We start from the raw sequence: 24,756 nt of genomic DNA, 5'->3' as shown, positions 1-24,756 counted from the left end.
ACGGGCAGGACGCGCCCGGATGATTGACGATATGCAGCGCTACTCGGCTTCCTCTCCCAGCACCCGGTAGCGGCCGCCGAAGAAGAGCAGCGGCTCGCCCTCGACATTGTGCTCCATGTCGACCACCCGGCCGACGATGATGCGGTGGTCGCCGCCCTCGTACTGGGCATGGTGCAGGCAGTCGAAGGCCGCCATCGTGTCCGGCAGGATCGGCGCCCCGAAGCGCCCGGCCGTGTAGGCCACATCCGCCCATTTGTCCTGGCTCTGCCGCGCAAAGCGGGCCGAAAGGGCGCGTTGTTCCTTGCGCAAGACGTTCACGCAGAAGCCCGGCGCTTCCAGGAAGGCCGACAGGCTGCGGGCCTTGTTGGCGATGGAGAACAATACCAGCGGCGGATCGAGCGAGACCGAGGAAAAGGAATTGGCGGTGATGCCGATCAGCCCCGCGGTCGGATGGGCGGCGGTCACCACGGTGACGCCGGTGGCAAACAGGCCGAGCGCCCCGCGAAAGCGCAGGGGATCGATGGTTTCTGGAACGGTATCGGCCTTCGCTGGCTTTGTTGCAGAACCCTGGACCATCTTGCCTCATACCCTTACCGACGTCGGCGCTTACGCTCCGACACCGGTATACCCCGGATTCGCTCGAATCCGGGAGGCGGCCGCAAACCATTGCCGCCTCGTCGGGGCGGAAACCGAAACGGACCGCATTTCCTGCCGGGGATTGCGTTTCCAGCCGCATCTTACGCCGTCTTCCGAATGGCAGGGGGATTGATTTCCGCCAGAAGCCGCTCGGCCAGAGCGCGCTTGGCGTCCACATCCATCTTCTTGATCTCGTTGTTGAGAACGCGCTCGTTGATTGAGGTGTTCCAATAGTCGACCGCCTCGAAACCCAGCAGCGAGGTCTTGCCCACGAACTGGCGCAGCACTTCGTTGGTGGGCCCCATCACCCAGCCGGCCTTGGCGTCGCGCAGATAGCGCTCGATCTGCAGCTCGGGCTTGTAGCCAGTGCCGCCGCAGGCATGCAGCATCTTGTCGGAGACGGCGGCGACGTTCTTGGCGGCAGCGAATTTCAGCTGCCAGAGCCAGTGCAGCAGGCCGGCGCGCGGCAGGAAGGAGACATCGTTCTTGTGGATCGACCAGTCATTGTTGCCGGTGGCGTCGTCCAGCGCCTTGGCGATGAGGAAATCCATCGAGCGCACCACATTGGTGTCGATGATCGCTTCGCCGACGTAATCCTGGATGGTGGCGTAGTCGGCCACCCGCATGCCGACATCCTTGTGGGTCTTCTTGGTGGTGTGCGCCTTGGCGATGTCGATCATGCCCATGGCGATGCCGCTCCAGCAGGCGGAGGAGCACAGCAGGAAGAAGGGGTCGACGATCTCGTCATTGGAGCGGGCGCCGTCCCCGACCGGGCCGACCAGGCGGTTGCGCGGCACCACCTTGTTGACTTCCAGCGGGCCGGACTGGTTGCCGCGCAGGCCAAGGCCGTTCCAGCTGCCGGGATCGCTGGTGATCTCGTCGCCGAGGATGAGGAAGCAGGAGAGGTCGGCATAATTGCCGTTGAAGTTGGGGGAGGTCGTCTGGACGATATACCAGTCGGCAAAGCCGCCGGAGGTGGTCCAGGACGCCTTCTTGCGAACGTGCCAGCCTTCCTTGGTCTCCTCGACGCCCGAGGAGATCGGATACCAGAAATGCGATCCGGTCTCCGGATCGGAATAGGACAGGGTGCCGATCAGGCAGTCCTTGTCGAGACGGCGCAGGATGTCCTTCAGGGCTGCATTGTCGTGATGGCGCAGCAGGGCGGCGGCGACGGCACCGGTATGCATGGTGTAGCACATGGCCGTGGAGGCACAGCCATAGCGGGCGATGGTCTCCACCACCATGGCGACGCAGATGTGATTCTCGCCCTGGCCGCCGAGCTCCTTGGGCACGATCAGGCCCAGGAAGCCATGCTCGGCCAGGATCTGGAAATTCTTGCGCGGATAGGCGCGGTTGCGGTCGCTCTCGACAGCGTTGGCGCGCATCTCCGTCTGGCACAGCTCGATGAGCTTGGCCTGCAAGGCCTTCTGGCGGTCGGTCAGCATCCATTGCGGATCCCACTCGAAACCGAGGCCCCAGAATGGCTCATTCCCCCACATCTTGCGTGACGACATACGGGCATCCTTCGAATGGTTCGTCCCGCGCATTTTGCTTGCCCGGTGACGCCTGAAGTTTCCAGAGAAGAAACAAGTTTGTCCAGCAGGAAATTTTATCAGCCCGAATTCTTTTTGGTCCGTGACGGTTGGAGCCCTCCAATCGGATTGCTGTTGTGCTCAAAAAATAGGCAGAAATTCGGTTATTTCCCAGGGAATCGCAGAAAACTAAGGGTTGACGCTTCCTCAGAGTGTGTCAATCTTCACTCGCAGTAAAAAAGAGAGACGGTGGGTGAAGACGAGAGCCGTCGTGGAACTCTCGCAGCCAGCACCGCCCCAGCATCCAGTGCAGTCGATCAGATCCGGGGAACACAATGACGGCGACAACTGACGCAAATACGAGCGCAGGGGGCGAGAGCCAACTGCTGCGCCATATCGATTGGCGAGGAGCCTTCTGGGTAGCAAGCGGCGTACCGCCGCTCGTGCTGTTCTCGATCGGCGGCATTGCCGGCACCACCGGTACGCCGGCCTTCCTGATCTGGACGGCCTCCATGATCATGGGCTTCATCCAGTCCTTCACCTATGCGGAGATCGCCGGCCTGTTTCCCAACAAATCGGGTGGCTCCTCCGTCTATGGCGCCACGGCCTGGCTGCGTTACTCCAAGTTCATCGCGCCGCTCTCGGTCTGGTGCAACTGGTTCGCCTGGTCACCCGTGCTGTCGCTCGGCTGCTCCATTGCCGCCGGCTACATTCTCAATGCCCTCTTTCCAATCCCCGTCTTCACGGACAGTTCACCCGAAGTCCTGGCCTATATCGCTGCCCATGCCGGCACGGCGCCAGCTGACGCCATCACGGCGCTGACGGCGGCGGCGACCCCGGCGATCCGGACCTGGACGCTATTCAGCCATACCTTCCCGCTCTTCGGCTTCTCGCTCAATTCGGTCTTCTTCATCGGCGCCGCGCTGATGCTCCTGACCTTCGCGATCCAGCATCGCGGTATTCTCGGCACCGCCAACACCCAGAAGATCATCGGCCTGATCGTCATCATCCCGATGCTGATCGTCGGCATCGTGCCGATCATCACCGGCCAGATCAACTGGGCCAACTATTCGCCACTGGTCCCCCTCGCTACGGCCTATGCGCCGGCGCCCGGCAGCTGGAACGTCGCGGGCTGGACCCTGGTGCTCGGCGGCATGTTCATCGCGGCCTGGTCGACCTACGGCTTCGAGACCGCGGTCTGCTACACCAGCGAGTTCAAGGATCCGGGCCGCGATACCTTCAAGGCCATCTTCTATTCCGGCCTTCTGTGCATGCTGCTCTTCATCCTGGTGCCCTTCACCTTCCAGGGCGTACTCGGATTGAACGGCATGCTGGCGACCCCCATCGTGGACGGTTCGGGCGTGGCAGCGGCGATGGCCGACATGGTGCATGGCGGCGCCATCATCAGCCAATTGCTGGTCATGCTGATGATCCTGGCGCTGATCCTGGCCATCATGACCGCGATGGCCGGCTCCTCCCGTACCCTCTATCAGGGCTCGGTGGATGGCTGGCTGCCCAAATATCTGAGCCATGTGAACTCGCATGGCGCCCCGACCCGGGCGATGTGGACCGACCTCATCTTCAATCTGATGCTGCTCGCCATCGCTGCGGCCGATGCCACCAGCTTCTTCTTCATCCTGGCCGTGTCGAATTGCGGCTACATCATTTTCAACTTCCTCAACCTCAATGCCGGCTGGATCCACCGGATGGACAATGGCCACATCAACAGGCCTTGGAAGGCGCCGACCTTCGTCATCGCCATCGGCGCCATCTTCGCCTATGTGAATGCCATGTTCATGGGGGCGGGCGCCAAGGTCTGGAACCCCCTGGCGCTGTGGGCGGGCCTGTGCACCGCCGCCCTCATCATCCCGGTGTTCTGCTACCGGCATTACATTCAGGATGGCGGCAAGTTCCCCGAGCACATGCTCGACGATCTCGGCCTCAGATCCGTCGACCTCCAGCAGAAGAAGGCGGGCATCCTGCCCTACCTTACCCTCGTGGCCGGCTTGGCCGTGGTGCTGCTGGCGAACTGGTACTTCGTCCTCTGACAAGGCCATACGGCCTTGACGACGAACGGGGCGCTTCGGCGCCCCGTTTTGCGTGAATAGGTTGAGACAATCCAGGGACCGGGCTTCGTCCCGCCGGGCCGATCAGGTCCGATAGCGTTCGAGCTGCGCGATGCCGAGCCGCGCGATGCCTGCGAGCTCCTCGCTGCTGGCGCCGTCCTGCGCCTGCACGGACATGCCCTGCACCAGGGCGCCGAGGAAGCGGGCGAGAGCAGCCGTATCGGTATCCGGCTTGAGGTTGCCCTCCCTGACGGCGCGCTCCAGGCGTTCGCGAAACATGGCAAGGGCGCCCAGGCGCAATGAAGAGACATGTTCGGCCACCGGCCGGTTCTCGCTGGCGCAGCGCAGCACGGCGGTGGAGATCATGCAGCCTCGAGGGTGTTCCTTGCGGGCATATTGGTCGGCCCAGGCGAGCAGGATGCGCTCGAAGGCTCGGACCACATCCGCTTCCTGCGCCAGTATTTGCGGCCCGAAAGCACCCACATGGCCGCGATACCAGATCAGGGCCTCCCTATGCAGTTCGGCCTTGGAGCCGAAGGCGGCATAGAGGCTCTGCGGCGTGATGCCCATCGCCTCGGTGAGATCGGTGATCGACGCGCCCTCATAGCCGAGGGCCCAGAAGGTATGAGCGGCGGCGGCGAGCGCCTCTTCACGATCAAAGCTGCGGGGACGCCCGCGGGGGCGTCTTTCGGCCCCGTTATTTTTCACAGTGTTCACTCTAGAAATATCCGAAGACCTGCTGTATTCAGGAATGACCATTGTGATAATAGTGGATGCCCGCTCATGAGTCTTCAGCCAAATGTCGCAGCCCTTTCCGCCGATCCGTTCCTCGACCGCCTGGATGGCGTGATCGACCGGGCGCTGGCCGAAAAGCGCATTGTCGGTACGGTCGTTCTCGTCGCCAGAGACGGCGATCGTGTCTATGAGCGCGCGGCCGGCCTGGCGGATCGCGAGGCCAGGCGGGCGATGGCGCCCGATACCATTTTCCTGCTCGCCTCGATCACCAAGCCCTTCGTCACGGTGGCGGCCATGCGCCTGGTCGAGCAGGGCGTGATCGGCCTCGACGATCCCGTGTCCAGCTGGCTGCCCGACTTCCGCCCGCGCATGGCCGACGGGACCGAGCCGGTGATTCGCCTGCGGCATCTCATGAGCCACAGTGCCGGCCTCAGTTATGGCTTCCTCGAGCCGCAGGGCACGCCCTATCACCAGCTCGGCGTCTCCGATGGGCTCGACCACCATCCCGGCCTGACGCTGCCCGAGAATTTGCGGCGTCTGGCTTTGGCGCCGCTCGCCTTCGAGCCCGGTGCCGCCTGGCGTTATTCGCTGGGCATGGACGTGATCGGCGCCGTGCTGGAACAGGCGAGCGGGGAGAGCCTGCCATCCGTGGTGCGCCGCCTGGTCACCCGGCCGCTCGGCCTGGCCGATACCGGCTTCGTGGTGACGGACAGGTCCCGCCTGGCGACCGCCTATGCCGACGGCAACCCCGAGCCGGGATTGATCGAGGACGGGATGGACGTGCCGCTCTGGGATCAGGCGGTGCGTTTCGCGCCGAGCCGGATCTTCGATCCTGAGGCCTATCCGTCAGGGGGCGCCGGCATGGCCGGGACGGCCGGCGAGGTTCTCGCCCTCCTGGAGGCGATCCGGCGGGACGGTGCTCCGCTGCTTCGGGCCGAGACGGTGCGCATGATGATGACGGACCAGATCGGCAGCGAAGCGCAGGGGCCGGGCTGGCGCTTCGGGCTCGGCTGGGCGGTACTCGACGATCCCGGCCTGGCGCTGTCGCCCCAGACCAAGGGCACGATCCGCTGGGGTGGTGCCTATGGCCACAACTGGTTCATCGACAAGGAAAGCGGGCTCAGCGTCGTCGTCCTGACCAACACGGCTTTCGAAGGCATGTCCGGCGCGTTCTCGCTGGATGTCCGCGACGCGATCTATGGCGCTGCGCCCTGAACTAGGAGGGCGGCTGCGGTCGCCTTGGCTTCCGCCAGCAGCCAATTGCGGAAGCGGCCCACATCGGGCCGTCCGGCGACAGTGCGGGGGTAGACCAACCAGTAGCTGTAGTCGTTGGGCAGGATCGGATCGACCGGGCGCACCAGGCGGCCTTCCCGCAGGGCGCGTTCGGCCAGGAACAGTTTGCCGAGCGCTATGCCCTGTCCCTCGGCGGCCGCCTGCAGCAGATGGCCGTGGTCGTCGAAGGCATGGCCCGCCGCAGGGGCGGCTTCGGGCAGGCCGGCATGGCGGAACCACCGCGACCAGGCATCCCTGGGCGTGTCATGCAGCAGATGGCTGGCGAGCAGGTCCGAAGGCGAGCAAGGCGAGGGCAACCCTGCTGCGACCGCCGGACTGCAGACCGGGCCGAGCATCTCCTGGGCGATCAGGTCGGCTTTGAGCCCGGGCCAGCGGCCGAGGCCCGAGCGGATGGCGAGATCGAAGCGGTCCTCGGTGAAGGCCCAGCTATCGGGTGAACTCGTCAGTTTTAGCTCGATATCGGGATGGCTTTCGCGAAAACGCCCGAGCCGGGGCACCAGCCAGCAACTGGCGAAGGAGGGCAGCACCGTGATGCGCAGGGGACCGTCGCGCCGGCCGCGCACGGTCTCGGTCACCGCCGCCAGGCGATCGAGCACCTCGCCGACTTCGGCAAGATAGGCACCTCCGGCCTCGGTCAACCGCAGGGCATGGCCCGCGCGTTCGAACAGCCGGACACCCAGCCAGGTTTCGAGCTGCCGCACCTGATGGCTGATCGCGGTCTGGGTCACGCATAATTCGTCGGCGGCCCGGGTGAAGCTGAGGTGCCGGGCGCCGGCCTCGAAGGCTCGGACGGCCACCAGCGGCGGTAGGCGACGCATGCTCGATGAATCCAGTTCATGGAGGGCGTGAAAATAGATCGTTTTGTCCGGCCCGAATAGTGGTGTTTCCATCCTTCCAGCGTACCGGCCTGTGCCCGGTGCGGCGTGTTGAAATGAGATCGCCATGCTCGTCTGGAATGTCTGGATTCTCTTCGCCGGCTATGCGGTGCCTCTGGTCATCAGTCCGGGACCGGGCAATACCGTGCTCACCGCCATGGGCGCCCAATATGGGGTGCGCGGTTCCGTGCGCTTCTGGGTGGGCTTCGAGATCGGCAATCTGGCGCTTTGCCTGATCTATGGCTTCGGCCTGGGGGAGGTCGTTCGCGCCCACCCCGGTTTCGCCTTCGGGCTGAAACTGGCGGGCATAGCCTACCTGCTCTATCTGGCCTGGAGCTTCTTCCGGTCGGCGGGCCACGACGCCGCTTCTGCGCAAAAGCGCCAGCCGCATCTCGGCCTGGTCGACGGCATCCTCTCCGTCGCCGTCAATCCCAAGATCCATTCGATAGTGCTGGCGATGTTCACGCAGTTCCTCGATCCCGCCGCCGGTGTCACCAGCACCGTCATCCAGCTCACGGCCGGTTTCGTGCTGATCTCGGTGCTCTGCCATTTTCTCTGGATCTATGCCGGAGCCAGTCTGCTTGGGCGTTTCCGCTCCGAGCGTGCCCAGCGGGCCCAGGGCTGGACCTTCGGCACCTGCATGCTGCTGGTCGCCGCCTTTACGGCGATCAATTGAGGATCGGTGCGGCGGCGTGACTTTCCGCCCGCGAGAGGACACCTCGCAACTGGTCCTGGCTTGGCCGGCTCAACCGGTCTATGAGCGCAGCTGGAAGCGTGCCCATGTTCGGCGGGCAGCGGAAAGCGGAGAAAATTATGCCCCACCTCATTGTGAAAATGCTGCCCGGCAGGTCCGAGGAGCAGAAGCGCAAGCTCGCCGATGCCCTGACCCAGGCCGTGATCGACAGCCTGAACAGCCAGGACAAGTCGATCTCGGTCTCGATCGAGGACGTGCCGGAAGAAGAGTGGACCCGGAAGGTCTACATTCCCGACATCCAGGACAAGCCGGATCTCGTCTACAAGAAGCCCGGTTACGACCCGTTCGCCTGATGGCGGATAGGCCGGCGCTCAGCGCGCCTCGGCGGCTTCCTCGATCACGCCGGCGATGGCATCGAGCATGGCGGTGTCGTCGCCGGCCATGCCGTCCATGTCGGCCATGCGGCCGATCACGGTGGCCGCGATCTTTTCCTCCACCGTATTCTCGGCATAGGCGTAGTAGATCACGGCGCGCTGGCCGTCACGATGGCAGCGCCCCTCGATCTGCTGGAGCTGGATGGCGCTGTGGCGCATGTCGTGCACCACCAGCGAACGCTCGCGTTCTCCGCCCGGCATTTCGCCGCGATGGAGGGAGATCGCTTCGGTGACGGTGAACACCACGGCATCGAGCTCGCCGCGCTGGAAGGCCTGCCTGACGGCTTCGTTGCGCTCGCCGCTCTGGGTGCCGTTGATGGCGTCGACGCGCCAGCCATGGCCCCGCAATTTCTCGACCAGCAGTGCGCTCGTTTCCAGGAAGGCGACGGAAATCGCCACTTGCTGGCCATTGTCCATCAGGTCGTCGGCAAAATCGGCGGTGCCGGCGACGCGCAGGAGGCTGCCTTTCTGGCGAAAGCGCAGATCGGCGGCCCAACCCGCCGCCCGCCGCGTCGAGCCGCCGGCCAGGCCGAGTTCCCGGCGGAATTCGCGCCAGGTCGCCTCATAGAGGCGCCGGTTCTCGGCATCGAGCGCGGTCGGCGTTACCTCGCGCTGCACTTCGGGCCAGCCGGCGATCTCCTCGGGCCGACGACGCAGGCCGATGGCATCGCGCCCCTTGTAGAGTAGAGAGGACATGGTGCGGCGGTCGTCCTCGTTCGGCTCCCAGGACCAGTTTTTCCAGCGCCCCTTGGCGCGCCCGATCCCGAGCCGCTTCATCAGGGCCCGGAAGCCATCGAGATCGGCGGCCAGGCCCTCGCCCTTCCGCTTGTCGCCTTCCCGCGCGAGCAGGCAGGCGAGATAGGAAAGTTCGTGCGGCGCCTGCCCGGCGGTGGCGCTCATATAGAGGGTGAAGTCGGCGGCCGCCGCCATCTGGCGGCAGACCAGTCCCTGCTGCGAATTGGGATTGCGGATGCGGTGGGCTTCGTCGATCACCACCAGCGGCCAGCTACGCTTGGGCGTGCCGAGCTTGGCGAGCTCGTTGTTCTTGGCCCGGGTCGAACGCTTGGTGCTGGTGGCGGGCGGCGCCATCAGCATCTTCGTGCGCTCGAAATTCATCACGGTGACCGCCTTGGCCGGCAGGCCGGCCTGCGCCATTGTCAGGCGCCATTGCGGAATGGCCCCCTTGGGGCAGATCACCAGGATTTCCTGTTCCGGCATGGCGCTCAGCGCCAGCCAGGCCGACAGCGTCTTGCCGAGGCCGGTCAGGTCGCCCAGCAGGAAGCCCGGCCGCCCGGCGCGGCGGGCGGCGAGGATGGCCTCGCTCGCCTCGACCTGATGCGGGCGGGGGATGAGCTGGGGTGCGGTGCTCACGCCTCGTCGCGGAAATAAGGCTCGACCTTGCCCTTGAGCTTGATGGTCAGGGGATTGCCGCGCCGGTCCTTGGCATTGCCGGCGGCGACCCGGATCCAGCCCTCGCTGACGCAATATTCCTCGACATTGGTCTTCTCGGCGCCGTTGAAGCGGATGCCGACGCCACGCTCCATCAGGGCCTGGTCGAAAAAGGGGCTGTCGGGATTGGCGGCGAGGCGGTCGGGTGGGCTATCGGTCATCACGTCTCTCTCATGAAGATGTCAGACGCCGGATTAGCGCCCCAGGGCCGGAATGCCAACGCCTGATGTGAATTTTATGCCATCGGGCGTGCCTTTCGCCGCAAGGCCGTCTAAGGAAAGCTCTGATGTAACGAACAAGGAGTGGCGCGATGGATGATCGGCCCATGAAGAAGGCCCGTATGCTCGCCGAGATCGCCAGCATCCAGAAGCAGGCCAAGGTCCTGGCGGTGCAGAAGAACCGCGGCGCCCATTACGAGCGGCTGGCCCGCGAGGCGGAAGAGCGCGTTGCCAAGCTGCGGGAATCGATCGCGGCCATCGAGGCCGAGCTCGCTGCCGCCAAGCAGTGAGGCGCAGCGCTATTGGAGTGGCAGGTTGCTGCAAGGTGCGGCACCGCCTGCCTGCGAAGGTGTCAATTGCATTGCGGATTTATGTCAGGAATGCAATATTGCATACGTGTTGAGCGAATTGGTTAAGAACTCGCCATATTCGACCCTTTAGCCATGCGAGCTATGCAATTCGGCATTGCGACGATGTATGTTGCAGCGCAACATGAGAAGGTGGATACTCCCTGGCAACAAAGGAGTAGTCATCATGATCTTCGCAAGCATCATTGCTTATTTTAAGGACCGCATGGCCAAGCAGGCCGAGTTCCTGCGCCTGCTCGATGAGATCAACAGCCTGTCCGACCGCGATCTGCGTGATCTGCGTGCCGACCGCATGGAAATGATCCGTCATGCTCGCCAGCAGGTCTACGGTGCCCAGGCTGTCTGAGCACCGCCTTCCGTCGACGGACGAGTTTCGAACGCGCCGCCTTCTTCCCTGAAGGTGGCGCGTTCTGCTTTTGGGGGCAATGAACCCTCGGCAGCATCAGGCATAGGCAGGCATCTGGCCGTGCAGGGAGTGATCGAGAGCCTTGCGCAAATAGCGCCTGGCCTGTTCGAAGGCTGCGCTGTCGCGATCGCGCGGGCGAGGCAAGTCGACGCTGACCGTCTCTTCGATACGTCCGGGCTTCGGCGCGAGGACGACGACGCGATCGGCGAGCAGCAGCGCCTCCTCGATGTCATGCGTGACGAGAAGAAGGGTCTGCCGGTCCTCCAGCCAGAGCCGGGCGACATGATCCTGCAGGCTCGCGCGGGTCAGCGCATCGAGGGCGGAAAACGGCTCGTCGAGAAGAAGGATGCCCGGCCGCGCCGCCAGGGTGCGGGCGATGGCGACGCGCTGGGCCATGCCACCGGACAATTCCTTGGGCCATCTTCTACCCTGTCCCTCCAGACCGACGCGTGCGAGGACTTCGGCGACCCGCCTGTCTCGCTCCTGCCGGGGCAGGCTGGCGAGGCCGAAGGCGACATTCCCCGCGACGGTCAGCCAGGGCAGCAGGCGCGGCTCCTGGAAGACGAAGCCGACGGTCTCCGCCGGGCCGCTGACGGGCACGCCATCGATCTCCACCCGCCCACGGGTCGCGGTTTCCAGGCCACCGATCAGGCGCAGCAGCGTGCTCTTGCCGCTTCCCGAGCCGCCGATGATGGCAACGGCCTCGCCGGGCGCGACGGACAGGTCGATGCCGCGCAGCGCCTGCGTGCCATTGGCATAGGTCTTGTCGAGATTGCGCAGCGACAGCATCAGCGGTCCCCGCCGGCGAAACTGTCTTCGTGACGCAGGAAGGGGTGGCTGAGCGCGACCAGGATCATGTCGCTCGCCTTGCCGATCAGCGCGAACAGGATGATGGTGGCGACGATCTCGTCGGGTTTGCCCAGTTGCTGGCCATCGACGAGCAGATAGCCGAGCCCTTCGGAGGCTCCCATGATCTCGGCAGCCACCACGAACATCCAGCCGAGGCCGAGGCCGACCCTGAGCGCCGTGACGACCTGTGGCAGGATCGCCGGCAGGAGGATGCGCCGTACCAGCTGCAGCCCTTTCAGCCGGAAGACCTGGCCGACCTCGACGATCTTGCGATCGACCGAACGGATCGCGCTGGAAACGCCGAGATAGACCGGAAAGAACACGCCGACGGCGATGAGGATGATCTTGGATTGCTCGAAAATGCCGAACCACAGGATGAAGAGCGGTACCCAGGCGAGGGAGGGAATGGCGCGCAGCCCCTGCAGCGTCGGGTCGACCAGGGTCCGGAACAGGGACGAATAGCCGGAGGCAGCGCCGAGTGCGATGCCGGCGAGAGCGCCGAAGAAGAAGCCGGCCCCGACCCGGGCCAGCGTTGCGAGGATGTGGGTGGTGAGGTCGCCATTGCGCGCCAACTCCAGCAGCGTCGCGGCGATGCGGCTCGGTGGCGGCAAGAGCCGTCCGTCACTCCAGCCGGCATGGACGGCATATTCCCATGCCAAGGCGAGGGTGAGGGGCAGAAGCAGCCCGGCATAAGGCCGGACATGGCGAAGAGAAGGCCTGGTCGCCGGACGCCGCTCTTTCAACGCCTCCGGCGCGGCAGGGCTTTCGAGTGCCGTCATCGCCCGGCCTATTGCGTCTGTGCGCCGAAACGCGGGTCGATCAGCCCGTTCACTGCCGCGGACACGTCGATCTCGGCCTTGATCACGCCGGCGCCCTGCAGGGCTTGCCCGGCGGCCACCAGGGTCTGTCGCTGGGCGTCCCCGATCGTGCCGGTCGACAGGTCGGTGCGGGTGAGCTGGCGTTCGATCACCGCATCGGGCAGCTTGGCGGCCGCGATCAGGCTCTGCTTGAGATCGGCGGGATTGGCGAGGGCGTGCTGGCGGCCCTTTTCATAGACGGCCAGCACGCGGCGCACGAGCTCGGGATGGGCAGCGGCAAAGGCCTCGCGTACATTCAAGACTCCCCAGCTGTTGAGCGCGGCATCGCGGAAGAAGAGTTTGGCGCCATTTTCAACCTCCGCGCCGGCCATGATCGGGTCGAGCCCCGCCCAGGCGTCGACATCGCCGCGGATCAGGGCAGCCTTGCCGTCGCCATGCTGAAGCGGCACGAGCGCAATGTCTTTTTCCTTCAGCCCGGCCGAAGCCAGCGCGCGGATGAGGAAGATGTGAGGATCGGTGCCGCGCGTCGCCGCCACGCGCCGGCCCTTGAGATCGGCGACGGCGGCGATGCCGGTGTCGGGGCGCGTCACCAGCGCCGTCCATTCCGGGCGCGAATAGACATAGACGGCTTTGATCGGGTTGCCGTTGACGCGGCCGACCAGGGCGGCCGCTCCTGCCGTCGAGCCGAAATCGATGCTGCCGGCATTGAGGAATTCGAGGGCCTTGTTGGAGCCGAGGGACTGGATCCAGCGCACCGCGATGCCGTCGGCCTTGAGCTCCTCCTCCAGCCAGCCCTTGTCGCGGATCAGCAGGCCGACGGGATTGTAGGTGGCATAGTCGATCCGCAGTTCGGACGGATTGTCGGCGGCCCTGGCGAGCCGAGGCGCTGCAAGGCCACCGGCGACGAGGGAGGCTAGGCCGGCAATGAAGCGGCGTCGGGTCGGCAGAGCGGGGCGGGACACGGCATATCTCCGAAACAGATCCTCGTTCTATTAATACATAAAGATTGTAGACAAAATAGATAAAAACATCTCGCGCGGCCGCCCGAAGGGGGATTGTTCTCGCTGGGCATGGCTGCTAGCATCCGGCCATGCGCATTTCGTCTTTCTCAGCAAGCTGGTGGTGGCCCGTCTAAGCACGGACGGCCACGCATGATCATTGCTCATCTGGCCGTCCCGGGAGGGGCGGCTTTTGATTTTTTGAAGATCAGCGCAGGAGCACCCAACCCGAGACGGCCGCAACTCGGAGTTGGCTCCATGACGGACCATATCTACCATTCGGCCGGCGGCATCCGGATCCATCGCACTTGCCGCGACCTCGACTATCCTCATGACCTGTCCGCCCTCGTCGATCGCCTGGACCGGCAGCGCGGCGCGTTGTTCTCCTCGGGCTGCGAGGTGCCGGGGCGCTATCGGCGCGGCGAGATCGGCTTCGTCGATCCGCCATTGGTCATCACCGGCAAGGACCGACGTTTTCGGATCGAGGCCCTCAACCCGCGCGGCACCTGCCTCCTCCCGGCGATCGAGGCCCGCCTGCGCCCGCTCGACCTCTTCGAGGCCTTCACTACGGGTGAGGACCATCTCGCAGGTGAGGTGCGCGAGGTGGAAGGCGGCTTTGCCGAAGAGGAGCGCAGCCGCCAGCCCAGCCTGTTCTCGCTGCTGCGGGCGGTGGTCGAACTCTTCGCCGCGCCCGACGACCCCCATCTCGGCCTCTACGGTGCCTTCGGCTACGACCTCGTCTTCCAGTTCGAGCCGATGGACCTCAGGCTGCCGCGCGGCGAGGACCAGCGCGATCTCGTGCTCTATCTGCCCGACGAACTGGTGGTGGTCGATCATGCCCGCCAGCGGGCGCAACGGCTGAGCTACGATTTCGGCGTCGAGGGACGCTCGACCCGAAACCTGTCCCGCGCCACTGAACCCCATCCCTATCGCATGCTGGCCGGCCCGGACCTGCCGCCCGAGAGCGACCACGCGCCTGGCGAATATGCTGCCATGGTCGAACGGGCCAGGGCCGCCTTCGCCCGCGGCGATCTGTTCGAGGTGGTGCTGGGGCAATTGCTGTCCAAACCCTGCGCGCAAGCGCCGAGCACCGTCTTTCGCCGGCTCAACAGCGCCAATCCCTCGCCCTTCGGTGCCCTGATCAATCTCGGCGAGGGCGAGTTCCTGGTGGCGGCCTCGCCGGAAATGTTCGTGCGGGTCGACGGCCAGCGCGTCGAAACCTGCCCGATCTCTGGCACCATCCGTCGTGGCGCCGACGCCCTTGAGGATGCCGAGCGCATCCGCGAGCTCCTGAATTCCGCCAAGGACGAGGCGGAACTGACCATGTGCACCGATGTCGACCGCAACGACAAGTCGCGCATCTGCGAGCCCGGCAGCGTCAGGGTGATCGGCCGGCGCCAGATCGAGCTCTATTCACGCCTGATCCATACCGTCGACCATGTCGAGGGCCTGTTGCGGCCGGGCTACGACGCCCTCGATGCCTTTCTCAGCCATGCCTGGGCGGTGACGGTGACCGGGGCACCCAAGCGTGGTGCGATCCGCCATATCGAAGCCGAAGAGAAGAGCGCCCGGCGCTGGTATGGCGGGGCCTTCGGCTCGATCGGCTTCGATGGCGCCTTGAATACCGGCCTGACGCTACGCACCATCCGCCTGCAGGATGGGGTGGCGGAAGTCCGTGTCGGTGCCACCCTGCTGCATGACAGCGATCCCCTGGAGGAAGAGGCGGAAACCCGGTTGAAAGCCTCCGCCATGCTGGCCGTGCTCGAGGAGGAAACCCCCACGGTTGGCCGGCTGGTGGTACCGGTCCGCAGGGCTGGCCCCGGGCCGCGCCTGCTGCTCGTCGATCACGAGGATAGTTTCGTGCACACGCTGGCCGGCTATTTCCGGGCCGCCGGTGCCGAAGTCGTGACCCTGCGCCCGGCTTTGGCGCGGCAAAAGCTCGCGGACGGGGAGCCGGCAGATCTCCTGGTGCTCTCGCCGGGGCCGGGACGGCCGGCGGATTTCGCCATGCAGCGGACCCTGGCGCTTGCCTTGCAGCGCGGGCTGCCGGTCTTCGGCGTCTGCCTCGGCCTGCAGGGCATGGTCGAATATTTCGGTGGCCGGCTCGACCTGCTCGCGAGGCCTATGCATGGCAAGGCCTCGCGGGTGGAGGTCGAGGACGGCAGGCTCTTCGCCGGCCTGCCCGGCAGCTTCCCGGTGGGGCGCTACCACTCCATCCATGCCGATGCGCAGGTTCTGCCGGCGGAGCTGCGGGTCACCGCGCGCGACGGCAACGGCGTCATCATGGCGGTGGAGCATGCCAGCCTGCCGCTGGCCGCCGTGCAGTTCCACCCGGAATCGGTAATGACCAGGCCCGAGATCGGCCGACGGATGATCGAGAACGTGCTGGCGATGATCGGAGGTGAGGCCGTGGCGGTCGCGGCGGAGTAACAGTCGGCAAGGACGACCTTATCGCTGCCGGAAGAGGCGGGTGAATCCCTCCCCGGTTTTGGCTGCCGGATTCACACATCTCAATACTGCCTCGTCGAGATGTGTGGATTCAATGGCCGTCGTCGAGGAAGGATTACTGCGCTTGGTTCTGCGGAAATAAGCGCATGTCTTGACGGTTTCCTGTGAGCTTTAGGTCACCTTGCTTCCTATTTCGCTTTGGTTCTCCGTTCCGAACCCGCGTCCTCAGCTCCCTCCACCCATGCGCAGGTTCCAGGTCTCGTAGGGGCGGCGGAAGGTCGGCAGGCGATCCTTCATGGCGGGCAGCGGCGCGAAGGGCTTGTGCGGCTCGGCCTGATACCAGAATGCCACCGAGGAGAGGTCGTCCGAGCGCCGGTTGGCGTGGCCGTGCTCGATGCTGACCCGGATCGATCTATGGAAGATCACCGGGTCCTCGATGTGCCAGCGATAGAGCGTCACCGGTTCGGTCCAGTTCGGGCCGCCGGCGGCGATGATGCCGTGATACGGCGCGCTGTAGTCCTGCGTCGGGCACCAGGCCGTGTTGAAGTAATCCTCCGTGCCGGTGCCGTGCAGGGTCGGCGGCCACGCATCGTTGGCGCCGGGGCTGCTCTCGCTGCGCGGCGCGATCGGCTCGGCCTTGGGCCCGATGCGCGGATCGGGCTTGCGCACCGTGTCGGGCACCGACAGGCCCGGCTCGCCATCGACGAAGATCATGTCGTCGCCCTCGCCATACCAGTCCCATAGGTCCGAGCGCCGCCGCGAATAGACGCTGTAGAGCACGCCGACATAATGGCCGTGCCCCTCCGCCTCCAGGATGGTGTAGTTGTCCTTGCCGTCGACGGTCTCGCCGCCGAACAGGAATTGCTCGTTGGCCAGGCCCGTTTCGTCCACGCCTTTGGGCCGGTCCTGGCGATATTGGGCGTGGAAGCGGCCGAGTCCCGGCTCGAGCTCTTCGTGCAGTTCAAGGTCGACATAATAGTAGAACAGCAGGTCGTCCTCGGCCTCGTTGGTAATGGTCAGCCTCATGTGGCTGGCGAACGGCATCGGGAAATAGCAGTTGAAGGCTTTGCCGTCCTCGGGGCTGGCCTGCACCGGCAGGCTGGCGAAGTTGCGCGTGGCCGCATGGCCCATGCCGAAGAAATCGCCGATCGGCGTCTCGACGCTCGGATGCTCCTCGCCGTCCCAATAGGCCCGGAGCACGATCTTGCGCAGGAACAATTCGCTCTTGCAGGCGAGGGTGGCCCAGATATGGGTGACGATGCCGGCGCCGGCATATTCGGCGATAACAACCGTCTGTCCCGGCTCGATATGCAGCCTGTCGTCATTGCCGCCGGTGCGGTCATAGCTCGAGAAGCGGCGGGAGCGGCCCTCGCGCAATTTGGCGAGGCCGCGCAGGGGCGAAAGTCCGGACTGGGTCATGCTCACTTCCTCGAAAGGCTTTTTTGGAAACAAGGGGGCGGCTCATTTCAGGCCGCTGGTCTTGATGGATTCGGTGATCTGGCGCTGGAACACGGCAAACAGGATCAGCATCGGCAGCGCGACGATGGTCGAGGCCGCCATCACATAGTTCCAGGCCCCGGCATATTGGCTGCGGAAATTGGCGATCGCGACCTGGACCACCCATAGGCTGGAATCGGAGGCGACGGTGAGCGGCCAGAGGAAGGCGTTCCAGTTGGCGAGGAAGAACAGGATGGCCAGCGCCGCCAGGATCGGCCGGCTCAGCGGCAGCACGATGCTCCAATAGATGCGCCAGCGCCCGGCGCCGTCGATCAGGGCGGCTTCCTCCAATTCGCGCGGCAGCGACAGGTAATATTGCCGGAGGAGGAAGATGCCGAAGGCGTTGAAGATCGAAGGCACGATCAGCCCGGCATAGGAATTGAGCATGCCCATCGCCCGCACCAGGATGAAGAGCGGCACGATGATCACCGGCAGCGACACCAGGAAGGTGGAGAACATGGCGAGGAAGATCGCGTCCCGCCCCGGGAAATGCAGCCGGGCCAGCGCATAACCTGCCATGGAATGGAAGAACAGCGCGACGAGGGTGACGATCGCCGAGACCAGGAAGGAATTGAGCAGGTAGCGCAGGAAGGGGATCTCGGTCAGCACATAGAGGAAGTTGCCGATCGTCGGCCGCTGCGGCACCAGATCGGGCAGGAACACCTCGGCCGGCGGCTTGAAGGCGACGACCAGCATCCAGACCAGCGGGAACACCGTCATCAGCGCCAGGACGAGGCTGACCAGCATCCACAGGAAGCGCACGAGCTGGCCCGATGGGGGCAGGGCAGGGGCGTTGCGCTCAGGCATGATGGAAGCGCCCGCCCCGCGTCAGCCTGAACAGGATGAGGGTCACGGCCATCAAGAGCGCCACCAGCAGCGAGGCCATGGCCGAGGCATAGCCGAAGGCGCCGAACTGAAAGGCCTGGCGATAGATGTAGACGATCAGGGCGGAGGTGGCGTTGGCCGGGCCGCCCTTGGTCATGACATAGATGAGATCGAAGACTTGGCCACCGGCCGCCGCCATCACCACCGAGACCAGCACCACGAAGAAGCTGGTGGGACGCAGCAAAGGCAAGGTGATGTAGCGAAAGCGGGCGATCGGGCCGGCACCGTCGAGCTCGGCCGCCTCGTAATATTCGGCCGGAATGTCCTGCAGGCCGCCGAGGAAGATCAGCATGTAGAAGCCCATCATGAACCAGACGCTGACAGCCACCAGGGTGAACAACGCCAGGTTCGGGTCGCCCAGCAGGGAAAGCCCGGGCAGGCCGAGTGAGGCGAAGAGGCGGGAGAGGATGCCGACCTTCTCCACCAGCAGGATCTGCCAGACCATGGCGACCACCACCAGGCTGACCATTTGCGGGGCGAAGAACATCGAGCGGATCACGGTTTCGAACCGCCCGCCGCGCTGTACCAGCAAGGCGAGGCCAAGCCCGCCGACATAGAGGGCGGGCACCAACAGGGCGGCATAGATGAGCGTCACCCTCAGCGAGGTCCAGAACAGCGGATCGCGCCACATCCGCCCGTAATTGGCCAGGCCGACGAAGCGATAGCCGCCGAAGCCGTCGACCTCATAGAAGCCGATGGCCAGCGCCAGCAGCATCGGCAGGCCGACGAAGAGGGCCAGGCCGAGGGCGTCGGGCAGCACGAAGAGATAGCCGGCGAGGGCATCGCGGCGGGCGCTGCGAGCGGATGTCATGGCGCGGCTCCCGCAAATCCATCAAGCGAGCAGTACAAGCCGCGACCACCCTTCTCCCCTTGCGGGAGAAGGTGCCCCGTAGGGGCGGATGAGGGGAGAAACGCAACCTTGCAAGGCGTCCGCCAACACCCCTCATCCGGCGCTTCGCGCCACCTTCTCCCGCAAGGGGAGAAGGGTGGCAGCGGCTTTTTCTGAGGCCGCGCACCTGCATCCCATATCGACGACAACACCACCCTACCCCTCACAGGATCGGTGCGCCGCTATAGCCGGCGAGGAAGGCGTCGAGCTGCTGGCTGGCTGCCGTTGCCGCTTCACGCGGATCGGTGCCGCCGAGCTGGGTGGCTTGGATCGCGTCGGAGATGATCTTGTAGACCTCGGGCGGTACGCGCGGTTCGGCCCGCGTGCCCGGATAGATCTCCTTGGAGAAGACGCCCATCCGGCCGGCCTGGAAGGCGGCGGAACCGGCGGCGAGGGCGCTGGAGCGCGGCGGCATGTCGCTCTTGGCGGTCGTGCACCAGTCGACCACCCGCTGGATCGAACCCTTGTCCATCGAGGCCAGGGCCCAAGCGCAGAATTTGGCCGCCGCGTCGGGGTTTTGGCCCTTGGCATTGGCGACGAAGGCCCAGCCGCCGCCGACGGTGACATACTTCCCGCCGGCCGGAACCGGCAGCTTGAACACGCCATAGGGCATGTCCTTGGCGTTGTTCTCCATGGCGGCGATGCCCCAGATGCCGACATTCTGCATGGCGGTGAGGCCGGCGCCGAGATTGGAGACGATGTCGAAGCCGCCGCTGACCACCTGCCGGGGCGCCGCGCCGGACTGGATGGCGTCCTGCCAGAGCTTGAGGGCCTGCACGGTGGCGGCGGAGTCGAAGGCGCTCTTGCCGTCCTTGCCCTGGATCTCGCCGCCGCCCTGCCAGAGGAAGGGATACCAGGTGAAGTTCTGATAGTAGCCCGGCGTGGTCTCGAACAGCACGCCATAGCGGTTCGAGGTGGTCAGCTTCTTGGCAAGCTCGAGGAGGTCGTCCCAGGTCTTGGGTATGTCGTTCTCGTTGAGCTTGGCTTCCTCGAAGGCCTTGACCGAATAATAGAAGGCCATCGGCTCGACCTCCATGGGCACGCCATAGATCTTGCCGTCGACCTTGCGGTTGGCGATCACGCTGTCGGGAAAGTCGGTGCGGGCTGCTTCCTCGATATGGGGCGTGAGATCGGCCAGCACGCCGCCATTGTAGTAGCGCAGGAAATCGCCGGGGCTGATCAGGAAAATGTCCGGACCCTGGCCCGAGGCGAATGCGGTGGCGAGCTTGGAGCCGGAGATGTATTCGCTGTTGACGATATATTCGAGCTCGACCTTGGGGGAGTGGTCGGCATTCCAGGCCGCCACCAGATCCTGGAACCATTTGACCTGCGGCTTCACGTCCCCGCCCGGCGCATAGAACTGCCAGAATTTCAGGGTGGCGTCCTGGGCCTGGGCCCCGGAGCGGCTCAGATAGGGGGCGTTCAGGAAGCCGCCCGCCAGGCCGGCGCCGGCGACGATGAGGTTGCGCCGGCTGATACGAGCACCACGGTTCTCGGGACCTATGGCCTTCACAGTCATGATTTCCTCCCTGTTGCCGGTTGTCGTGCCACCGGCTTGTCGTTCTCGACGGATGCGGCGTCTGCCGCCTTCCCGTCAGGCTGAATCGAAGGGGTGCAGGATGGATGGCACGGTTGCCGTGCGCGGCGCGCCGGTGAAGCTGCCGTTCAGGCGTTCCAGCAGCATGGTTGTGGCCTGCCGGGCGAGGGTGGCCGGGCTGTTGCCCACCCGCGTCAGGCGCGGGCGGACATATTCGAGCTGGGGCAGGTCGTCGAAGACGGATACGGCGATCTGCCCGGGCACCGAAATGCCGCTGTCGTAGAATTCGGTCAGGGCGCCGGAGGCCATCAGGTAGTTGGCGAAGAATACGGCCGTCGGCAGGGCGTGGCCGTGCTCGTGCCTGAGCCAGGCTGCGGCCTCGCGGCCCGATGGCGCCAGATAGCTGCCGGTGAAGCGCAAGGCGGGGTCGATCGCGACGCCATTGTCGCTCAACGCCTTCTCGAAGCCGTCCGCGCGCGCCATCGCCTCTGAGAAGAAGTCCGGGCCGGTGACATGGGCGATGCGCCGATGGCCCTGGCGGGCCAGATATTCGCCCATCAGATAGCCGCCGCCGAAATCGTCCAGCCGGATGCTGTCGACCGCCTGATTGGGCAGATGACCGATGAAGACGGTGGGAATGTCGATGTCTTCGAGCACGTCATGCATGCCGTGCAGGGCGAAATCGCCGACGATGAGGCCATCGACCCGGCGGTTGCGGATCTGCCTGAGATATTCGCGGCCATGGTCCTGGGAGTGGCCACCGGGCACGTCCGTGTTGAAGATCAGCATGTCCAGGCCGACATTCTCGAGCTCCGACTGCGCCGTCTTCACCAGCTCGGGATAGAAGGGGTTGCGGATGTCGGGGATCAGCATGGCGACCGTATCGGTGCGCCCCGTGCGCAGGCTGCGTGCCTGGGGGTTGGGCTGGTAGCCCAATTCGCGGATCGCCTGTTCGACGCGCTCGCGCAATTCCCTGGACACGCGATCGGCATGATTGATCGCATGCGATACGGTCGTGCGTGAAACGCCAGCTCTCTCGGCGACTTTCGATATCGTGCTCACTGGGGCATGATAGCCAAGATGAATGCATTTGCAAATCGATTTGCATGAATGTTTCGAGCGAAATATTCCCGCGTGCGCGAACGTCTCATCCGCTCTTGGAACCATGACAGCTTGGGAAACGAAGATGCGGACGTCGCGGCATGCGAGCATGTCGCTGTGACGTCCGCGCACCCGCAGGGTCAGGGCGTGGCCTGCACCAGGGTACCGGAATAGAGGATGGGGCCGGTGGGCTGGCCTGAGGGGGAGCCGCCCTCCGGCTCCAGGGTCACCGCCAGGACGGCCTGCTGCACCACCTGCTCGGGTACGCTGGACAGGCGTGCCTTCTCCACCGTGAAGGGCCGGTCGCCGATCACGCCGAGCGATCGCGGGCCGGGCAGCTTGTCGTTCACCAGCCACAATTCATAGGACTTGTTCGGCTGGGGCCGGGCGGCCACCGGCCGGATGGTGAGGGAGCGTGTTTCGACATTCACCGAGACGATGAAGGCGGGGGAGGCGGCGTCCTTCTGCAGCACGGCGACGAAATTGCCCGGTTGCGCCGGATTGCGGAGTGAGGGCGTGAGGGCGAAGAGGGCCAGCCCCGCGGCCAGCGCGCCCGCACCCAGGGCGGCCATGCGCCAGCGCCGCAGGCGCCTTTCGAGCAGGGGAACCAGACTGTCTGTCCCGCCGTCGAGGCGGCCGAGGATGCTCGGGAACAAGGAAGCAGGCGCCTCCACCGGTGCGATGGTTTCGGCCAATGGGGCCAGACGACGCTCCCAGGCCGTGATGGCGGCATCGAGATCGGGCTCGCGCTGGCGCCGGGCCGCGACGGCGGCACGTTCGGCCGTGTCGAGCGTGCCGAGCACATACTCGCCTGCCAGGAGATCGAGATCATCGCGCTCAGTCATGGCCGAGGCACTCCCTCAGCTGGGCGAGGCCGCGATGCAGCAGGGTCTTGACCGTGGGCACCGGCCGCTCGAAGCGCCGGGACAGGGCCTCGCGCGTGGCGCCGCGATAGTAAGCGAGCAGGATCATCTGGCGCCGCTCCTCGTCGAGGCCGGCGAGGCAGGAGAGCAGTCGCCGCAATTCCTCGCTGCGTTGGCGAGCCTCGAGCGGTTCGCTTGCTTCGGCCGGCAAATCCTCGATCTCCTGGACGTCGGCACCGGCTGAGGGGCGCGCGCTGCGCAGCAGGTCGATGGCGCGGTTGCGGGCGATCGTCGCCATCCAGGTCATGGCGGAGGCCTTGCCGGGGTCGAAATCCGCCGCCTTGTCCCAGATTCTCACGTAGATCTCCTGCACTGCATCGTCGGCCGCAGCCCTGTCACGCAGGATACGGAGCACCACCCCGTAAAGTTTCGCCTGTGTCGCATCATAGAGGCGCCGAAACGCGGCCCTGTCGCCGGAGGCGACGGCGTGCAGCAGGCCCTCCAGCGACGACCCTTCCTTCTCGTTGACGCCTCTGCTGCTGCTCAAGCCGATTGCCCCGGTTTCCGCCTGGCCTGGACTGGTCGCCCGCTTCAATCAAACAATAATTCGCTGCCCGGCGAAACAGAATTCCATCCTGAAATCCGGCGGGTTGGTGCGTACGTTGCAGCTGCGCAAAGGTTTCATCGAAATATGGAAATAATTTTATTCACAGAAATGAAACCTTATCACCGTTGTATCGTATCTGTATATTTCATTGTTATTTCGAAGTAGAAGATAAAATTCAAGAATATTTTTTGAATTCTGAAACCCCGGCGAAATCGAGGCGTAGATCTTCACGAGACGCGGACATCCCCGTGCTCCACCGCTCGGAACGAGCGGTGCAATCTTCCGGAGATCTATCATGACCCGTCGCACCTCCTCTTACGCAGCCGTTATCGGTGTGGTTCTCGCCGCCTCGGTGTTCTACACGGGCGCGGCCTTTGCCGAGACCACCGTCAATGTCGGCGGCGCTCCGATGTATCCCTCCAAGAATATCATCCAGAACGCCGTCAATTCGAAGGACCACACCACGCTGGTCGCTGCGGTCAAGGCGGCCGGCCTGGTGGATACCTTGATGACCCCCGGCCCCTTCACCGTGTTCGCCCCGATCAACAAGGCCTTCAACAAGCTGCCCAAGGGCACGGTCGACACGCTGCTCAAGCCCGAGAACAAGGCGACCCTGACCGCCGTGCTGACCTATCACGTCGTGGCCGGCAAGCATTCGGCCGCCGAGCTGATGTCCGAAGTCAAGGCGGGGGGTGGCAAGGCCACGCTCAAGACCGTGCAGGGCGGCACGCTCACCGTCGTGCAGGACGGCCGCAAGCTCGACATCATCGACGCCAAGGGTGACCGCTCCACCGTGACCATCCCCGACGTCAACCAGAGCAACGGCGTCATCCACGTCGTCGACACCGTGCTGCTGCCGCAATGATGGCTTGCGCCGGACCGCGGACGCCTCCGCGGTCCGGTGCCTCCTTGATCCCTTTCGGGAGTCCGTCGCCATGACGCAATCTCACCCCCTGCCGGTTCCGGCCGTCGCGCCGATCCACCCGATGATCGTGCGGATCAGCCATTGGACCAATGCGGTCGCGATGCTGATGATGATTTCCTCAGGCTGGGCCATCCACAATGCCTATCCCACGCTGCCGTTCCCGTTTCCTTCGGCCCTCACGCTCGGCGGCTCCTTGATCGGCGGTCTGCAATGGCATTTCGCCGCCATGTGGCTGGTGCTGGCCAATGGCCTGGTCTATCTCGCCTATGGCCTGGTTTCCGGCCGGTTCCGGCACAAATTGCTGCCGGTCACGCCGGCCGCCGTGCTCACCGATCTCAGGGCGGCGTTGGCCGGCCGGCTCGGCCATGAGGATCTCAGCCACTACAACGCCGTGCAGCGCCTGCTCTATCTCGGCGTGATTGGCGCCGGCGTGCTGGTGGTACTGTCGGGCCTGGCGATCTGGAAGCCGGTGCAATTGCGCCCGCTCGTCATGCTGCTCGGCGATTTCGACACGGCCCGCCTGATCCATTTCGGCGCAATGTCGGTGATCGTCGGCTTCCTGGTCGTGCATGTCGCGATGGCCCTGCTGGTGCCGCGCAGCCTCGTCGCCATGATCCGCGGGCATTGAGGGAG

General features: G+C 65.0%; 25 protein-coding genes. 9 read left to right on the top strand and 16 right to left on the bottom strand.

The genetic code is table 11. From position 1 onward, the window contains the following. Positions 1-39 precede the first annotated feature (39 nt). Together ABXS05_RS20800 and ABXS05_RS20795 are read right to left on the bottom strand one after the other, a co-directional pair. Positions 40-576: a flavin reductase family protein gene (locus ABXS05_RS20800; protein WP_311940792.1), complete on the bottom strand. Its 537-nt coding sequence runs from the start codon at positions 574-576 to the stop codon at positions 40-42. 161 nt (positions 577-737) lie between these two features. Next, positions 738-2,150 carry an acyl-CoA dehydrogenase family protein gene (locus tag ABXS05_RS20795; RefSeq protein WP_311940789.1) on the bottom strand — a complete coding sequence of 471 codons (1,413 nt, stop codon included), beginning with the start codon at positions 2,148-2,150 and terminating at the stop codon, positions 738-740. A gap of 353 nt (positions 2,151-2,503) precedes the next feature. Here ABXS05_RS20795 and ABXS05_RS20790 point away from each other — a divergent pair, with 353 nt between their 5' ends. After that, positions 2,504-4,216, top strand: a complete 1,713-nt coding sequence (locus tag ABXS05_RS20790; protein ID WP_367625247.1) for a trimethylamine N-oxide permease — start codon at positions 2,504-2,506, stop codon at positions 4,214-4,216. Between the two features lie 102 nt (positions 4,217-4,318). Here the strand turns inward: ABXS05_RS20790 and ABXS05_RS20785 are convergent, their stop codons facing one another. Continuing rightward, positions 4,319-4,993 (bottom strand): TetR/AcrR family transcriptional regulator, encoded by a 675-nt coding sequence (locus tag ABXS05_RS20785; RefSeq protein ID WP_367625246.1) that lies wholly within the window; start codon positions 4,991-4,993, stop codon positions 4,319-4,321. A 24-nt stretch (positions 4,994-5,017) separates the two neighbouring features. On the opposite strand from ABXS05_RS20785, the gene ABXS05_RS20780 reads away from it, so the two are divergent. Continuing rightward, positions 5,018-6,184, top strand: coding sequence for a serine hydrolase domain-containing protein (locus ABXS05_RS20780; RefSeq protein ID WP_367625245.1), 1,167 nt, complete (start codon positions 5,018-5,020; stop codon positions 6,182-6,184). Here the strand turns inward: ABXS05_RS20780 and gcvA are convergent. Then, positions 6,166-7,080 (bottom strand): transcriptional regulator GcvA, encoded by a 915-nt coding sequence (gcvA, locus tag ABXS05_RS20775; protein ID WP_367625244.1) that lies wholly within the window; start codon positions 7,078-7,080, stop codon positions 6,166-6,168. The two genes, ABXS05_RS20780 and gcvA, sit on opposite strands and share 19 nt — an antisense overlap. A gap of 124 nt (positions 7,081-7,204) precedes the next feature. Here gcvA and ABXS05_RS20770 point away from each other — a divergent pair, with 124 nt between their 5' ends. Both ABXS05_RS20770 and ABXS05_RS20765 read left to right on the top strand, forming a co-directional pair. After that, on the top strand, positions 7,205-7,813 hold the full coding sequence (locus ABXS05_RS20770) for a LysE family translocator (protein ID WP_367625243.1): 609 nt from the start codon (positions 7,205-7,207) through the stop codon (positions 7,811-7,813). Positions 7,814-7,950: 137 nt separating this feature from the next. Beyond that, complete coding sequence (locus ABXS05_RS20765) at positions 7,951-8,184, top strand: tautomerase family protein (protein WP_311940771.1); 234 nt, start codon at positions 7,951-7,953, stop codon at positions 8,182-8,184. An 18-nt stretch (positions 8,185-8,202) separates the two neighbouring features. On the opposite strand, the gene ABXS05_RS20760 is transcribed toward ABXS05_RS20765, so the two are convergent. Further along, positions 8,203-9,636: a DEAD/DEAH box helicase family protein gene (locus tag ABXS05_RS20760; protein ID WP_367625242.1), complete on the bottom strand. Its 1,434-nt coding sequence runs from the start codon at positions 9,634-9,636 to the stop codon at positions 8,203-8,205. After that, complete coding sequence (locus ABXS05_RS20755) at positions 9,633-9,875, bottom strand: DUF3297 family protein (RefSeq protein WP_311941021.1); 243 nt, start codon at positions 9,873-9,875, stop codon at positions 9,633-9,635. Before ABXS05_RS20755 ends, ABXS05_RS20760 begins: the two co-directional genes overlap by 4 nt. A 149-nt stretch (positions 9,876-10,024) precedes the next feature. Between ABXS05_RS20755 and ABXS05_RS20750 the strand changes: the two genes are divergently transcribed. Together ABXS05_RS20750 and ABXS05_RS20745 are read left to right on the top strand one after the other, a co-directional pair. After that, positions 10,025-10,222 (top strand): hypothetical protein, encoded by a 198-nt coding sequence (locus ABXS05_RS20750; RefSeq protein ID WP_068287917.1) that lies wholly within the window; start codon positions 10,025-10,027, stop codon positions 10,220-10,222. A gap of 244 nt (positions 10,223-10,466) precedes the next feature. After that, positions 10,467-10,646, top strand: coding sequence for a hypothetical protein (locus ABXS05_RS20745; protein WP_311940764.1), 180 nt, complete (start codon positions 10,467-10,469; stop codon positions 10,644-10,646). A gap of 96 nt (positions 10,647-10,742) precedes the next feature. Here ABXS05_RS20745 and ABXS05_RS20740 read toward each other — a convergent pair whose 3' ends face one another. From ABXS05_RS20740 to ABXS05_RS20730, 3 genes are read right to left on the bottom strand one after another with little or no spacing between them, the layout of a single operon-like run. Next, entirely contained in the window at positions 10,743-11,495 is a 753-nt protein-coding gene (locus ABXS05_RS20740; protein WP_311940762.1) for an ABC transporter ATP-binding protein, read from the bottom strand. Next, positions 11,495-12,334: an ABC transporter permease gene (locus ABXS05_RS20735; protein ID WP_367625241.1), complete on the bottom strand. Its 840-nt coding sequence runs from the start codon at positions 12,332-12,334 to the stop codon at positions 11,495-11,497. The genes ABXS05_RS20740 and ABXS05_RS20735 overlap by 1 nt, the downstream gene beginning before the upstream one ends. An 8-nt stretch (positions 12,335-12,342) precedes the next feature. Then, positions 12,343-13,320, bottom strand: coding sequence for an aliphatic sulfonate ABC transporter substrate-binding protein (locus tag ABXS05_RS20730; RefSeq protein ID WP_437178685.1), 978 nt, complete (start codon positions 13,318-13,320; stop codon positions 12,343-12,345). 309 nt (positions 13,321-13,629) lie between these two features. Between ABXS05_RS20730 and ABXS05_RS20725 the strand changes: the two genes are divergently transcribed. Continuing rightward, complete coding sequence (locus ABXS05_RS20725) at positions 13,630-15,801, top strand: anthranilate synthase component I (protein WP_367625240.1); 2,172 nt, start codon at positions 13,630-13,632, stop codon at positions 15,799-15,801. Positions 15,802-16,044: 243 nt separating this feature from the next. Here ABXS05_RS20725 and ABXS05_RS20720 read toward each other — a convergent pair whose 3' ends face one another. The 7 genes from ABXS05_RS20720 to ABXS05_RS20690 form a co-directional block, all read right to left on the bottom strand. Continuing rightward, a complete protein-coding gene (locus tag ABXS05_RS20720; RefSeq protein WP_367625239.1) occupies positions 16,045-17,238 on the bottom strand; it encodes a glycoside hydrolase family 172 protein in 1,194 nt (397 codons plus the stop codon). A 42-nt stretch (positions 17,239-17,280) separates the two neighbouring features. Further along, a complete protein-coding gene (locus tag ABXS05_RS20715) occupies positions 17,281-18,123 on the bottom strand; it encodes a carbohydrate ABC transporter permease (RefSeq protein WP_311940751.1) in 843 nt (280 codons plus the stop codon). Next, a complete protein-coding gene (locus ABXS05_RS20710; RefSeq protein WP_311940747.1) occupies positions 18,116-19,012 on the bottom strand; it encodes a carbohydrate ABC transporter permease in 897 nt (298 codons plus the stop codon). Before ABXS05_RS20710 ends, ABXS05_RS20715 begins: the two co-directional genes overlap by 8 nt. 241 nt (positions 19,013-19,253) lie before the next feature. Then, a complete protein-coding gene (locus tag ABXS05_RS20705; protein ID WP_367625238.1) occupies positions 19,254-20,609 on the bottom strand; it encodes an ABC transporter substrate-binding protein in 1,356 nt (451 codons plus the stop codon). Between the two features lie 75 nt (positions 20,610-20,684). Then, positions 20,685-21,689 (bottom strand): LacI family DNA-binding transcriptional regulator, encoded by a 1,005-nt coding sequence (locus tag ABXS05_RS20700; RefSeq protein ID WP_367625237.1) that lies wholly within the window; start codon positions 21,687-21,689, stop codon positions 20,685-20,687. 179 nt (positions 21,690-21,868) lie between these two features. Beyond that, positions 21,869-22,573, bottom strand: coding sequence for an anti-sigma factor (locus ABXS05_RS20695; RefSeq protein WP_367625236.1), 705 nt, complete (start codon positions 22,571-22,573; stop codon positions 21,869-21,871). Beyond that, complete coding sequence (locus tag ABXS05_RS20690) at positions 22,566-23,138, bottom strand: sigma-70 family RNA polymerase sigma factor (protein WP_367625235.1); 573 nt, start codon at positions 23,136-23,138, stop codon at positions 22,566-22,568. Before ABXS05_RS20690 ends, ABXS05_RS20695 begins: the two co-directional genes overlap by 8 nt. Positions 23,139-23,493: 355 nt before the next feature. On the opposite strand from ABXS05_RS20690, the gene ABXS05_RS20685 reads away from it, so the two are divergent. Both ABXS05_RS20685 and ABXS05_RS20680 read left to right on the top strand, forming a co-directional pair. Then, positions 23,494-24,063, top strand: a complete 570-nt coding sequence (locus ABXS05_RS20685; protein WP_367625234.1) for a fasciclin domain-containing protein — start codon at positions 23,494-23,496, stop codon at positions 24,061-24,063. 70 nt (positions 24,064-24,133) lie between these two features. Further along, complete coding sequence (locus ABXS05_RS20680) at positions 24,134-24,751, top strand: cytochrome b/b6 domain-containing protein (RefSeq protein WP_367625233.1); 618 nt, start codon at positions 24,134-24,136, stop codon at positions 24,749-24,751. The last annotated feature ends 5 nt before the right edge of the window (positions 24,752-24,756 follow it).

Source organism: Labrys neptuniae (assembly GCF_040797145.1).
Lineage (GTDB): Bacteria > Pseudomonadota > Alphaproteobacteria > Rhizobiales > Labraceae > Labrys > Labrys neptuniae.
The sequence above is the reverse complement of the archived record's forward strand: the minus strand, read 5'-3'. Positions and strand labels throughout refer to the sequence as shown.